13 protein-coding genes are annotated in these 13,310 nt (G+C 67.3%); 5 read left to right on the plus strand and 8 right to left on the minus strand.

The features are described from left to right. Positions 1–211: 211 nt before the first annotated feature. The gene (locus SPYCA_RS12155) at positions 212–481 is read right to left on the minus strand and encodes a DUF3297 family protein (protein ID WP_120220751.1); all 270 of its coding nucleotides are present in this window, start codon (positions 479–481) and stop codon (positions 212–214) included. Positions 482–817: 336 nt separating this feature from the next. On the opposite strand from SPYCA_RS12155, the gene SPYCA_RS12160 reads away from it, so the two are divergent. Together SPYCA_RS12160 and SPYCA_RS12165 are read left to right on the plus strand one after the other, a co-directional pair. After that, a complete protein-coding gene (locus SPYCA_RS12160) occupies positions 818–1,765 on the plus strand; it encodes a hypothetical protein (protein WP_120220753.1) in 948 nt (315 codons plus the stop codon). A gap of 11 nt (positions 1,766–1,776) precedes the next feature. Then, a complete protein-coding gene (locus SPYCA_RS12165) occupies positions 1,777–3,411 on the plus strand; it encodes a ShlB/FhaC/HecB family hemolysin secretion/activation protein (protein ID WP_120220755.1) in 1,635 nt (544 codons plus the stop codon). On the opposite strand, the gene SPYCA_RS12170 is transcribed toward SPYCA_RS12165, so the two are convergent. Both SPYCA_RS12170 and SPYCA_RS12175 read right to left on the minus strand, forming a co-directional pair. Beyond that, the gene (locus tag SPYCA_RS12170) at positions 3,383–3,841 is read right to left on the minus strand and encodes a hemerythrin domain-containing protein (protein ID WP_172595056.1); all 459 of its coding nucleotides are present in this window, start codon (positions 3,839–3,841) and stop codon (positions 3,383–3,385) included. The genes SPYCA_RS12165 and SPYCA_RS12170 overlap by 29 nt on opposite strands. Positions 3,842–3,896: 55 nt before the next feature. Further along, positions 3,897–4,838: a helix-turn-helix domain-containing protein gene (locus SPYCA_RS12175; protein ID WP_120220759.1), complete on the minus strand. Its 942-nt coding sequence runs from the start codon at positions 4,836–4,838 to the stop codon at positions 3,897–3,899. A 153-nt stretch (positions 4,839–4,991) separates the two neighbouring features. On the opposite strand from SPYCA_RS12175, the gene SPYCA_RS12180 reads away from it, so the two are divergent. Beyond that, positions 4,992–5,765 carry an SDR family oxidoreductase gene (locus SPYCA_RS12180; protein WP_120220761.1) on the plus strand — a complete coding sequence of 258 codons (774 nt, stop codon included), beginning with the start codon at positions 4,992–4,994 and terminating at the stop codon, positions 5,763–5,765. A gap of 20 nt (positions 5,766–5,785) precedes the next feature. Here the strand turns inward: SPYCA_RS12180 and SPYCA_RS12185 are convergent, their stop codons facing one another. The 5 genes from SPYCA_RS12185 to SPYCA_RS12205 form a co-directional block, all read right to left on the minus strand. Then, a complete protein-coding gene (locus SPYCA_RS12185; RefSeq protein ID WP_120220763.1) occupies positions 5,786–6,340 on the minus strand; it encodes a pseudouridine synthase in 555 nt (184 codons plus the stop codon). Positions 6,341–6,539: 199 nt separating this feature from the next. Beyond that, positions 6,540–8,372, minus strand: a complete 1,833-nt coding sequence (gene typA / locus SPYCA_RS12190) for a translational GTPase TypA (protein WP_120220765.1) — start codon at positions 8,370–8,372, stop codon at positions 6,540–6,542. A 54-nt stretch (positions 8,373–8,426) separates the two neighbouring features. After that, the gene (locus SPYCA_RS12195) at positions 8,427–9,338 is read right to left on the minus strand and encodes a hypothetical protein (RefSeq protein ID WP_120220767.1); all 912 of its coding nucleotides are present in this window, start codon (positions 9,336–9,338) and stop codon (positions 8,427–8,429) included. Positions 9,339–9,355: 17 nt separating this feature from the next. Next, positions 9,356–10,258 (minus strand): tetratricopeptide repeat protein, encoded by a 903-nt coding sequence (locus SPYCA_RS12200; RefSeq protein ID WP_172595057.1) that lies wholly within the window; start codon positions 10,256–10,258, stop codon positions 9,356–9,358. An 84-nt stretch (positions 10,259–10,342) separates the two neighbouring features. Continuing rightward, the gene (locus SPYCA_RS12205; protein ID WP_120220770.1) at positions 10,343–10,993 is read right to left on the minus strand and encodes a 5'-methylthioadenosine/S-adenosylhomocysteine nucleosidase family protein; all 651 of its coding nucleotides are present in this window, start codon (positions 10,991–10,993) and stop codon (positions 10,343–10,345) included. Positions 10,994–11,057: 64 nt separating this feature from the next. Here SPYCA_RS12205 and SPYCA_RS12210 point away from each other — a divergent pair, with 64 nt between their 5' ends. Together SPYCA_RS12210 and SPYCA_RS12215 are read left to right on the plus strand one after the other, a co-directional pair. Then, positions 11,058–12,017 (plus strand): bile acid:sodium symporter family protein, encoded by a 960-nt coding sequence (locus SPYCA_RS12210; RefSeq protein WP_120220772.1) that lies wholly within the window; start codon positions 11,058–11,060, stop codon positions 12,015–12,017. Between the two features lie 76 nt (positions 12,018–12,093). Beyond that, entirely contained in the window at positions 12,094–13,305 is a 1,212-nt protein-coding gene (locus SPYCA_RS12215; protein WP_120220773.1) for a toxic anion resistance protein, read from the plus strand. Positions 13,306–13,310 lie beyond the last annotated feature (5 nt).

The raw sequence follows: 13,310 nt of genomic DNA on the forward strand, positions 1-13,310 counted from the left end.
CCGCTCCGGGTGGTTTCTGTTTTGGGGCGCCGAAAGGGCACGAAACGGCTCAGTCGGCGCTTATCTGCTTACCATGTTGAGCCCCTCGTCATTGCGAGGAGCGTAGCGACGAAGCAATCTCCAGCCACCGATCGTGCGTGACGATAGCTGGAGATTGCTTCGCTGCGCTCGCAATGACGACTTCGGATGCGAGCGGAGGATGCGTCGCTGATCAGTCGGCGACCGGCGCGTCGCCCTCGCCCGCCACATCCTCGAACCACGCCTCGACCTCGCCCGACAGCTTGATCGTCATCGGCTGGCCGAAGCGATCCTTCGATTTCCCCGCGGCAACGCGGATCCAGCCTTCGGAGATGCAATACTCCTCGACGTCGGTGCGTTCCTTGCCCTTGAAGCGGATACCGATGCCACGTTGCAGCACCTCCAGGTCGAAATGGGGCGAGCGCGGATTGGTCGACATGCGGTCGGGCGGCGTATCGGTCATGGACAATTTTCCCATAAAATGATGCGCGGCCCTAGCGGGCGCACCCCCGCTTCGTCAATCGAAAGGCCGGTCGGGACGGATAGCGCCGCGCCACCTTTCGCTCCGGTCGATTCGCTGGGTCGATTCGCAGCCCCGAAGCGTGTGAACGACCAAAGAAAGCAAGTAAGTTTATAGTTAATGTCGCAAGATATTTTATCCGGTTTTGCACGATGATCTGGCAATTTACTTGTTTACCATCCTCGACATGTTCAAGAATTATCAAGATTTTATGGAACCTTTTCATTCAAGCGTGAATATCGCGGTCAGGGACCAGATCATGTACGAAGGGGAAGTGTCATGCCTTTGTCCTGTCTCAAAATCCGCTCGGCTCATCTTGTTCTTTTGCCCGCCTGCCTCGTGTTGGCGGCATGCGAATCCTCGGGCAGTTACCGCGTCGGCAGTGTCGGCCCTGCCGGGCCTGCGGGGCCCGTCGGCGCCACCGGACCGGCCGGTCCCGCCGGACCAGCCGGTCCCGCCGGTCCCGCCGGTCCCGCAGGCCCGGCTGGCGGAGCGCTCGGTCTCGGCGATGCCGGCGCCCTGGCGGTGGGGGGGCTCGTCGGGCCATCGGGAATCGCCGGCACCGGCCTTCTCGCCAACACCGGCGATCCAGCGAACGTCAATCCCGTGATCGGCGGCGTGCTCGTCAAGTCGGGCAGTCTCGTTAATGTCGTTGCCGACAAGGGCCTGCTGCTCGCGAGCGCAGTCGACAGCCGGCTTCCCGGCGACGCCAATCTCGTCGGCACGGTCGTCGGCGTCGTCAAAAGCACCGGCGTTGCGCTTGTCCAGACCGGAAACGGACAGCAATATCTGGTTGACGGCCTTACCGCCGCGCCGGGCGAGCTGATCACCGCGACGATTGGCAAGGCCACCGCACTCGGCAGCCCCGACGCCTCGCCGCTGATCGGCGCGAGCATCCTGTCCCCGGGCCAACAGAACGGCAGCCTGCTGACCGTCGGCGTCGGCTCGGGCGGGCAGCTCGTCACCGTGCAGCCCGGCACGGGGGGCAATCTGCTCGGCGGCGTCACCGCTGGGCTGACCGGCGGCGCAAACGGGTCGCCTGCCGCCACGCCCGTTGCGCTGGTCGGCAATGTCGTCTCGACCGCGACCGGCGCGCTGGCGCAGGTCGGCGGTGGCACCACGGGCGGCGACGGCAAGGGCGGCAATGCCGTAACCGGCGTGGTCCAGGGTGTTACCGGCACCGTCGGTGGAGTTCTTGGTGGGCTGAAACCCAAGGGTGGCGACTGAGAAGCTCCGCGATGCGTCGCTTGCGCACCGCCGGCGTCGCGACGGTGATGGGGGCCTGGCTCCTGCCCGTCGCGGCGCTCGCCGCCCAGCCCGCCGCGGCGCCGCTCGATGGGCGCCCCCCGCTAGCTCCTGATCGCAGCCGCGATCCGCTGCCCGATCCCGCGCCGCGCGACGTCGCGCTCGGCACGGTCGAACTCGGCGCTCGCCCCGATGTCACGATCCGCGAAATCCGTTTCGTGGGCGCCGGCGTGCCCGCCAACGTGGCCCGCGCGGCGCAGCGCTTCGTCGGGCGCCGCGCATCGGCCGACAATCTGGCAAAGCTCGCGGCGGCGATGACCCGCGCCTACAACCGGTCGAGCGTCGCGCTCTTCACACTGGTCATCCCCGAACAGGATCTGTCGGACGGGATCGTCACCGTCGCCTCGGCCGAAGGCTATATCGGCTCGGTCACGCTGAGCGGCGAAAGCGAAAGCGGCCCCGCGCCGCTCATCGCGCGCATGGCCGCGCCACTGACCGCCGAACGTCCGCTGCCGCGCGCGCAATTCGAGCGCGCGCTTGGCAACATCGCCGATATCCCCGGCGTCGCCGTCACGCCCAGGCTGGCGCTCGGCGGCGAGCAGGGCGCGGTGGCGCTCGACCTCGCCGTCGATGCAAAAAGACCCACGCTCGGCCTCGGTTTCACCACGCGCACCAGTCGTTTCGCCAACGACGGCATCGTGGATGCCAATGCGCGCGGCACCAGCCTGTTGCGCAGCGGCGACGAAACGCGGCTCAGCGGCGCGGCGGCCGTCAACTTCCGTTCACTTCTCTACCTTGCCGCCCGCCATTCGACCCCGCTGGGCGCGGGCGGCACGCGCGCCGAGCTGTCGGGCGCGGCGCTACGCACCCGGCCCGAAGGGCTGGCGGTCGACGGTGAAGCCTGGAGCGCGGGCTTTGCCCTCACCCATCCGGTCGTTCGCGCCGCGCGGCGCAATCTCGTCGCGGTCATCCGCGTCGATTATCTCGATTCCAAAAATGCTCTGTTCGGGTCGACAATCGCGGCCGAAAAAAGCTGGATCGCGGGCGGCAGCCTGGCCTTTCGCCTGTCCGAGGACCGCACCGCGGTTGGCGCGCGTATCGGTGTGGCCAAGGGGCTCGACATCGCTGGCGCGCGCGTCGATCCGGCGATCGGAGAGGTCGGTTTCGCCTATGCCGACGTCGGCGTCGAGGCGAACCAGTCGTTCGGGAAAGCGGTTATCGCACGCATCGCCGCGACAGGACGCTGGTCGCGCGACCGTCTGCCCGCCGCGCAACGCTTCAGCGTCGGCGGCGCCACATTTGGCCGTGCGTTCGACGACGGGCTGGTCAGCGGCGATCGCGGCTATGCGGCATTTGGCGAACTCGCGTTGCGCCCAATTCAAAACGGCCGAATGGCGAAGAGCGAAATCTATGCCTTTGCCGATTATGCGGACGTCCGGCTCGCCGCGCGCGCGTCGACGTCGGCAGCAGCCTTCCGGCTCGGCAGCTGGGGCGGCGGCCTTCGGCTCTCCTACGCCGACAATGCCACCATCGGGCTTGAGCTGGCTGACGCCTGGAAACAGCCGGTGCCGGGTTTCGGACAGGACTTGCGCGTCGCGCTCAGCTGGAAATTGTCGATCCGCCCCTGACCGGCGCGACCACCGGCGCCGCTGCCGAATAGAGTTTGTCGGCGAGCGGATAAAGCTCGCGCTCCTCGCGCTCGACGCGGCGCCCCAGCAGGTCGAAGACGATCCGCGTCTCGCGGCAGAAGCCCGCCCGGTCGGCCGCAACGCGCGCAGCGGTCCATTTGTCGTCATAAGCGGCGAAATTGTCGGCGAGGTCGCCCATTTCGAGTTCAAACGCGCGGGTGAGGCGAACAAGTTCGGCCTCGCCGCTCGCACGCAGGCGCGGATACAGCGCCCAATCCTCGCACTTCAGATGGCGGACCAGCGTGGTGCGCAACGCCGAGCGCGCCGATGCCAGATCGGCGGGACGCAGCGGCGCGGGGTCGTCGATCATCGCCAGGATGATGCGCGCCAGCGCCATCAGCGCCGCATGTTCGGCGCGCAGTCGATCCATTTCCCGGCTCGTGGCCATAATGGTTCCCGCGGCGCGAGCAGTCCCTCGTCCGCGATCATAGATGGGGAGCGTGAACGGACCGTAAACTCTCTTCCCGCCCGGCGGCGACCGGAACGCCGCCCGCGCCGGCGTCCGGCCAGGTCGCGCGCCGCCAGCTCGACGGCGGTGCGCCGAAGCGGCGGGCGAAGGCGGTCGCGAAATGGCTGGGCGTCGCAAAGCCCGTGGCGAGCGCGATTTCGGTCACCGGATCGTCGCCCGCGCGCAGCATCCGCGCCGCCGCGTCGAGCCGCGCGCGCAGCACATATTGCCAGGGCGTGACGCCGAACGCCTCACGGAACGCGCCGGTGAAGCGCCGCACGTCCATGCCGACGAGCGCCGCGAGCGTATCGAGGCTGTGCCGCGCGTCGGGCTCGTCGCGGATCGCCGCGACCAGCGCCGCGCGCTGCGATGCCGACAGCGTGCGCCGCGCCCCATGCCGGAACCCCGGTCGATAACGCGCGCGCAGATGCAGGTGCAGCGCATCGCCGACCGCGTGCGCCGCCATGTCGGCCAGGCCGCCGCCCGGCCCGCGCAGCAATTCGGCCAGCCGCGCCGCCGATCCGAAGAGAAAATCGTCGCGGTGCCGCACCCGCGCCGCAAGCGGCACGTCGCCGACGAGCGCGGTGGGCACGCGCAGCTCGACAAACTCGGCCCGCCCGCCCTCGGCGAGCGCGGCATAGCGGCACGCCGCGGGGATGATCCAGATGTCGCCGCGTTCCGGCTGCACCGGCCCCGACGGCCCGACGGCAAACTCGCACATGAGCCGGTCGATCCGCCCGCCCAGATGCACGACGATCGTGTGATGCGCCTCCTCGAACGTCCAGTCGGTCGGGCGGTCGAGCCGTTCGGTCGCGGCGACGACGCCGATCGGGCCGATCGCCGTCTCGCGGCGCGCGATGAGCGCCCGCGGTCGCAGCGGCCGGATGCCGTCCCACACGCCCCACGCCTGCCCGCTCAATCGCCCTCCTCTCCGGCCACCCGACTCATGCGCCGGAGGGGAAAGCTGCGCCGGAATTGGAAAGCGGGCAAGCCGGAACGCGCCTATCGTCGGCAGGACAGCGCCGTGGCGACTGCCCTGGCGTCCCTCCCACCGTCACCAAGGAGACCAGCAATGACGGATCACAGCATCAAGGGCAAAGTCGCGCTCATCGCGGGCGGCGGCAAGAATCTGGGCGGCCTCGTCGCCCGCGACCTTGCCGCGCACGGCGCCAGGGCCGTCGCGGTGCATTACAACAGTCCCGCCTCCGCCGCCGAGACCGAGGCAACGCTCGCCGCCATCCGCGCCGCGGGCGCCGAGGCCGTCGCCTTCCAGGCCGACCTCACGTCGGCGTCGGCGATGGAAAAGCTGTTCGCCGACACCATCGCGGCGGTCGGGCGCCCCGACATCGCGATCAACACCGTCGGCAAGGTGCTCAAAAAGCCCTTCACCGAGATCAGCGAGGCCGAATATGACGAAATGACCGCGGTGAACAGCAAGACCGCCTTTTTCTTTCTGAAAGAGGCGGGCAAGCACCTCAATGACAATGGCAAGATCTGCACGCTCGTCACCTCGCTGCTCGGCGCCTACACGCCCTTCTACGCCGCCTATGCGGGGACCAAGGCGCCGGTCGAGCATTTCACCCGCGCCGCATCGAAGGAGTTTGGCCAGCGCGGCATTTCGGTGACCGCGATCGGGCCGGGGCCGATGGACACCCCCTTCTTCTACCCCGCCGAGGGCGCGGAGGCGGTCGCCTATCACAAGACGGCCGCCGCGCTGTCGCCTTTCACCCCCACCGGCCTGACGCATATCGAGGATATCGTGCCGTGGATTCGGATGCTGGTGTCGGAAGGCTGGTGGATGACCGGCCAGACAATCCTCGTCAACGGCGGCTATACGACCAAGTGACCCCGGCTGGCGGGCGGCTGTCAGACCGTCCGCCATTCCCCCACCGCCAAATCCCCGATCTCCCACCCCCCGATCCGCCACCGCACCAGCCGCAGCGTCGGAAACCCCACCGCCGCCGTCATCCGCCGCACCTGGCGGTTGCGGCCTTCAGTGATGGTGAGTTCGATCCAGGCGTCGGGGACGCTCTTGCGGTATCGCACCGGCGGGTCGCGATCCCACAGCTTTGGCGGCTCGATGCGGCGGACGGTGGCGGGGCGGGTCGGGCCGTCGTTCAGCGTGACGCCACGGCGCAGCGCCGCCAGCGCGGCGGCGTCAGGTTCGCCCTCGACCTGCGCCAGATAGGTTTTGGGCATCTTGTGCTTCGGCGACGAAATCCGCGCCTGCAACGCGCCATCGTCCGTCAGGATGAGCAGGCCTTCGCTGTCGCGGTCCAGCCGCCCGGCGGGATAGACGCCCGGCACGTCGATATAGTCGGACAAGGTCGCGCGCGGGCCGTCCACGGGTGCGGTCGTTCCCTTGTCGGTGAATTGCGACAGCACGCCATAAGGCTTGTTGAACAGGATCAGGCGGGGCATGATGTGTTTGCTGCCATACGCCCCGCGGCTTTCTTCGTCACCCTGAACTTGTTTCAGGGTCCATGGCCTGCCCTATCCGGTAACGCGGCGCCGAACGAGAGCGCAGGCCATGGATGCTGAAACGAGTTCAGCATGACGAAACCGAAAAGGAAACGCCCAAAACAAAACCGGCGGCCGTTTCGGGCTGCCGGTCTGTATCTTACGCCGCCTCTTTTTTCCGCGACGCCTTCTTGCGCTCGTGCGGATCGAGGATCGCCTTGCGGATGCGGATATTCTTCGGCGTCACCTCGACCATCTCGTCGTCGTCGATATAGGCGATCGCCTGCTCCAGCGTCATGCGGCGCGGCGGGGTCAGCCGGATCGCGTCGTCCTTGCCCGTCGAGCGGAAGTTGGTGAGCTGTTTCGACTTCATCGGGTTGACCTCAAGGTCTTCGGGCTTGGCGTTTTCGCCGATGATCATCCCCTCGTACAGCGCCTCGCCGGGCGACACGAACAGGATGCCGCGCTCTTCCAGGGGGCCAAGCGCATAGGCGACGGCTTCGCCATTGCCGTTCGAGATGAGGACGCCATTCTTGCGGCCCTCGATCACGCCCTTGTACGGGCCATATTTCTCGAACAGGCGGTTCATGATCCCGGTGCCGCGCGTGTCCGACAGAAACTCGCCATGATAGCCGATCAGGCCGCGCGACGGGCCGCTGAAGGTGATGCGCGTCTTGCCGCCGCCCGACGGGCGCATGTCGATGAGGTCGGCCTTGCGCATCTGCATCTTCTCGACCACCGTGCCGCTATGCTCGTCGTCGACGTCGATGACGACGGTTTCATAGGGTTCGGTGCGCTGGCCGTTTTCGTCGGTCTGATAGAGGACGCGCGGGCGGCTGATGCCGAGCTCGAAGCCTTCGCGGCGCATCGTTTCGATGAGCACGCCAAGCTGAAGCTCGCCGCGGCCCGCGACGTCGAAACTGTCCTTGTCGGCGCTTTCGGTGATGCGGATCGCGACATTGGTTTCGGCTTCGCGGAAGAGGCGGTCGCGGATCATGCGGCTCGTCACCTTGCTGCCCTCGCGCCCCGCCATCGGGCTGTCGTTGACGGCAAAGCGCATCGACAGCGTCGGCGGGTCGATCGGCTGCGCGGCGATCGGTTCGCTGACGCTGGTGTCGGCGATGGTGTTCGCGACGGTCGCGTTGGTGAGGCCGGCGATCGCGACGATGTCGCCCGCGCGCGCCTCGTCGACGGGCACGCGGTCGAGCCCGCGGAACGCGAGCAGCTTCGATGCACGGCCGGTCTCGATCACCTTGCCGTCCATGTCGAGCGCGTGGATCGGCTGGTTGACCCTGACCGTGCCCGACTGGACGCGGCCGGTGAGGATGCGGCCGATGAAATTGTCGCGGTCGAGCAAAGTCGCGAGGAAGGTGAAGGGCGCATTTTCGTCGAGCCCCGGCGCGGGGACATGGCTGACGATCGTCTGGAACAAGGGCTCGAGCGTGCCCTCACGCGCTTCGGGGTCGGGCGAGGCATAGCCGCCGCGGCCCGAGGCATAAAGTATGGGGAAATCGAGCTGTTCGTCATTGGCCTCGAGCGTCAGGAACAGCTCGAACACCTCGTCGAGCACCTCGGCGGCGCGCGCGTCGCTGCGGTCGATCTTGTTGACGACGACGATGGGTTTCAGACCGAGCGCGAGCGCCTTGCCGGTGACGAACTTGGTCTGCGGCATCGGCCCTTCGGCGGCGTCGACCAGCAGGATGACGCCGTCGACCATCGACAGGATGCGCTCGACCTCGCCGCCGAAATCGGCGTGGCCCGGCGTGTCGACGATGTTGATACGCGTCGCCTTGTCGCCCTCGCCCCATTCGACGCTGGTGCATTTCGCCAGGATGGTGATCCCGCGTTCTTTCTCCAGGTCATTGGAATCCATGGCCCTTTCCTCGACACGCTGGTTGTCGCGAAAGGTGCCCGACTGGCGGAAGAGTTGATCGACGAGCGTGGTTTTGCCGTGATCGACGTGCGCGATAATGGCGATATTGCGGAGCGACATGGGAAAAGAGGCCTTTTGTGGAGATGAGCGGCAGCGCCGTGGCTGCGCGCGCCCTTAGCGATTATCCTGCTGCGGCGCAACAAAAGCGAGGTTGGCCGGATTGTATAGGGATCGCGCCTCGTGGCGGCGCAGCCGCCGCGCAAGGCCATTCTCGAACGCCGCCCGCCACGTCGAGAGCGCGGTCGTGAAACCGTCCCCCTCGGCCGCCTTTCCTTCCAGGTCCGCCAGCGCGCGCGAGGCCGCCAGAAGGTCGCGCCGCTCGGCGCCGAACGCCGGGGCCGGATAGCGTTCGGCGATCAGTCCCAGCTGATGGCGCGCCGCGGCCAGCAGCGCGCGCGCCGCAGCGCCATCGCCGCGCCGCGCCATGCCGATCGCGCCGCGCAGCGCCGAGACGGTCAGCCGCAGCTGGTCGTCGAGCGCGCGTCCAACAGGCGGGTCGCCATCGGGACAGGGGGCGATCGCGCGCACATAGGCGGCAATGGCGGCGAGCATCGCCGGCGTCGGTTCGCGGCCTGCGAATTCGTCGACAATCAAGGCGCGGACAAAGGATTCCAGAACTCCGTCCGCCGAATCGCGCGACACTTTGCCCGGCCGCGCCAGATCGGGAATGCGGACGGGGTCGAAGCGGCCATTGCCGCGCGCGGCGCCAAAGAAACTGTGCGTAACATCGGCCGTGCCAGCCCGATCCGAAACGCCCGCCATCAGGAAATGTGCGTTGTCGCGCCCGTTGACGTGGCAACCGGCGCAGCTCAGCCCGGCTTTGGCGGCCTGTCCGCCGAGCAGTCGGGGGCTGTTGAACAGCGCCTCCCCCGCCTGTATTTCGACCGAAGCGCTGCCCAAACATGCCGCAGGCTGGGTCGTAAGGACGGCAAGCTCGGCTCCCGGCGCCGTCCAGCGCAACGTCTCGAACGGCGGCGGCGCGGCGGCGGGGGCGGCGGGAACAGCCAGAGCCAGCGCGACCGCCATGCCGCCGGTGCACCGGTTCAGCCTGCCGATGGCGCTTTCTCCTCGATCCAGCGTCGCAGTTCATCGGCTTCGTTGCAGCCGAATCCACAGATCGCGTCGAGTCGCGCCAGATGCGCCCTCGCCCCGGCAACATCGCCCCGTTCGAGCTTCAGTTCGCCATAATATTCGATCGCGCCGCGGTGCGTCGGCGCGATCGCAAGCGCGTCGCGATAATAGGCTTCGGCCGCGTCGTGACGCCCGAGCTTGCGGTTCGCGAAGCCGAGATAGGTCAGCACATCGGGGTGTGGCCCCGCCGCCCACAGCGCCGCATCGAGTTTTGCGATCGCCGCTTCGTAACGGCGTTCGTTGATGAGCGCGACAGCCGCGACATAGATGGGATCGAGCGCGGCGGCGGATGGCAGGTGCATATCGGGCGCGACCGCGGCCCGCGCCTGCGGTCCCGCGGCGATGGCTGCCTCCAGCCTGGCGATCGCATCGGCAAGCTTTGCCGCATCGGCGCAGCTGGCTGCGCACTGTTCCTGCATCATCTTGAGCGCTTGCAGCTCTTTGTCGGCCTTGTCGGCCTTGCCGAGTCTCGCCTGCACGACGCCAAGATCGCGGCGCGCCTCGACCATTTTCCCGTCATGGCGCACCGCTGTTTCGAGCGGCTTTACCGCGCGGGAATAATCGCCCTGCGCCAGATGGCTGGCGCCGAGCAGATAATTGGCCTGCGGGTTCCTGGGGACGGCCGCGACAACCTTTTTCAGAGCCTTCGCCGCCTCGGCATAGCGGCCTGCGGCAAAGGCTTCGACACCCTTTTTATAGTCGATCGTCGGGTCATAGCTGCTCTGGCTCGGCGGCGCGCCGCCTCCCCCACCGCCGCCGCCCGCCGCAAGAGCGATAGGCGCCGCCAGCGCCGCGCAAGCCGCGAGCAGGGACATGGATGACCGGTAGTACCGCATGGCGTGTCGCTCCTCGGTCTGGAGAGGGTCAGTCTACCACAGAAGCGACCGGGGCGAAACGGATCAAAGCATCGCGACCAGTCGCTCGATCTCTTGCCCCGCGGCGCGCGCGGCGCGGACGAGGTTCGCGTGGAAATCACCGCCGCTGTCGCCATTCGCCTCGTCGGTCACCGCCTTGATCGCCGCCCATGGCTTGCCGAGCCGCATCGCCGCCTGCGCGACCGCGCCAACCTCCATATCGACGAGCGTGGCGCCGAGCGATTTGAGGTCGGCGGCGGCGTCGGGGGAGGCGACGAAGCTGTCGCCGCTGGCGATGCGCGCGTGAGGCAGGCCCAGCCCCGGATCGGGCATCGCGGCGAAGTGCGCCTCCCCCGGCTCGCCCATCGGCCAGTCGCCCGCGCGGTAGCGCCGGAAGCGGCCGGGATGCGTCGCGCCATAATCATGCTGCAAGGCTTCGGCGATCCAGTAAGCGCCCGGCGCCGCGCCAAGCGCGCCGCAGGTGCCGCTCATCAGAATGAGGTCGGCATCGCGCGCGAGGGCACCCGCGCACAGCGCAGCATTGACCTTGCCAAGCCCGCAGGTCGCGATGGCGACATCATGGCGATGCACGGCGAGACGGCGGACGGCGAAGGGGCCGTCATCCCTGTCCCCGGCTCCGGGGAACAATGTGTCACTCTCTTCGGGAAGTGCGGCAAGGATCAGCATATATGACATTATGCCTCTCTAGCGCCTCCTGCCGTCTTGCCAATCGTCCCCGCCACGGCCATCGCCTGCTGCAATGCTAGACCGCATCTTCCCCGACCGTTTCGTTCTTCTGCTGCTTGCGACGATTCTGCTCGCGAGCCTGCTGCCGGTGCGCGGCGCGGCGGTACCGGTCGCAGAGGCGTTTTCGACGGCGGCGGTCGTTCTGCTCTTTTTTCTGAACGGCGTCCGCCTTCCGCGCGACGAGGTGCTGCATGGCGTGCGCAACTGGAAACTTCAGGGCGCAGCGCTTCTTTTCTGCTTCGGCGCCATGGCCTTGCTGGGCCTCGCCGCGCAGGCCGCTCTCGCGCCTCTGCTGCCGACGACGCTCGCACTCGGCTTCCTGTTCCTCGGCGTCCTGCCCTCGACGGTTCAGTCGGCGACCGCGGCCACCTCGATGGCGGGGGGCAATGTCGCCGCGAGCGTCGTCGCCGCCGCGCTGCTCAATCTGATCGGGGTCGCGCTGTCACCGTTGCTCTTTGCCTTGCTCGCCGGCAGCGCGGGCGCAATTCAGGGCGCGGCGGTGCTGCGCATCGTGTCGGTCCTGCTCCTTCCCTTCCTGATCGGACAGCTTGCACAGCGCTGGCTTCGTCCCTGGGCGCTCGCGCACCGCGGCCTTGCCACCGCCATGGATCGCACGGCGATCGCGATCGCCGTCTATGTCGCCTTTTCGGCCGCGGTCGTCGCGGGCATCTGGGACCAGCTCGACGAGCGTGAGATCGCTATCATTCTCGCTGTCACCGCGTTGATGCTGGCGCTGTCCTTCGGGGGAGCCTGGGCGCTCGGCGGACTGCTGCGGCTTGCGCGACCCGATCGCATCACGCTGCTCTTCGCGGGCGCGCAGAAAAGCATCGCGGTCGGCGCGCCGCTGGCGGCGACGCTGTTCCCGCCCGCAATCGCCGGCATGGTGCTGGTGCCGATCCTCGTTTATCATATGGCGCAACTGATCGTGTCGGCATGGATTGCGCCGGGATTGAAAAGGACAGGACAAGTGTAATGCTTGTATAATACAGTGCCGCATGCCATATAGGCGGGCGGCCCTGACATCTCTCTTGGGGCTGGAAGGAAGACGAATGAGCGAAGTGACCGCAACGGCGACCGCGACCGACGAGCTGAAACTGACGCCGCCCGAACCCGTGCCCGCCGTGACGCCCGACAAGGCGGCGGGCCTCGTGCCGCTGTCGACCGAGCAGAAATCGAAGCTCGAAGAGCGCGTCGATGGCTTCATCGACGATCTGGTTGCGCAGGACGTCAATTCGCCCGCCTTCGGGCAAAAGGTCGACCAGATCACCAATATGGGCCGCAAGGAAATGCTGGAAGCGGCGAACCAGTCGAACCGTTTTCTCGACCGCCCGATCAAGGCGATGGACCGTGACACCGACATCGGCCAGAATCTGATCGAGCTGCGCAACACCGTCGAGCGGCTCGACCCGTCGGCAAACGGCAAGCTGATTTCCAAGCGCGGCCTGCTCGACAAATTGTTCGGCAGCAGCGTCACCAATTATTTCGCCAAATATCGCAGCGCCCAGTCGCACATCTCGAGCGTACTGACCGCGCTGGCGAACGGCAAGGACGAGCTGTTGATGGACAATGCCGCCATCGACGTCGAACGCCGCAAGCTGTGGGAAGCGATGGGCAAGCTGGAGCAGATGGTCCATATCGCCCAGACGCTCGACCGCAAGCTCGAGGAAAAGGCCGCCGAACTCGACGGCATCGACCCTGCGAAGGCCAAGGTGCTGCGCGAAAATGCGCTCTTCTATGCGCGCCAGCGGACGCAGGATCTGCTGACGCAGATGGCGGTGACGGTGCAGGGTTATCTCGCGCTCGATCTGGTCAAGAAGAACAATATCGAGCTGGTGAAGGGCGTCGAGCGCGCCAGCACCACCACGGTCGGCGCCTTGAAGACCGCGATCACCGTCGCGCAGGCGATGACCAACCAGAAGCTTGTGCTCGAACAGATCACCGCGCTCAACACCACCACCGCGAACATCATCGACGGCACGTCGAAGATGCTGAAGGACAACACCGCGCGCATCCACGAGCAGGCGGCGTCGAGCACGATCCCGATGGAAACGCTGCAACGCGCCTTCCAGAATATCTATGACACGATGGACGCGATCGACACCTTCAAGCTGAAGGCGCTCGACAGCATGAAAACCACGGTCAACACGCTGGAGGGCGAGGTCGCCAAGTCGAAGGGCTATATCGCGCGCGCCGAGGGCGCCGCCCAGGCGCAGGCGAGCGTCGGCGGCGGCGACAGCCCGCTCGCGGCGATCGAAGGGTGACGGCG

Origin of the sequence: Sphingopyxis sp. FD7 (assembly GCF_003609835.1) — a bacterium.
Classification (GTDB): Bacteria; Pseudomonadota; Alphaproteobacteria; order Sphingomonadales; family Sphingomonadaceae; genus Sphingopyxis.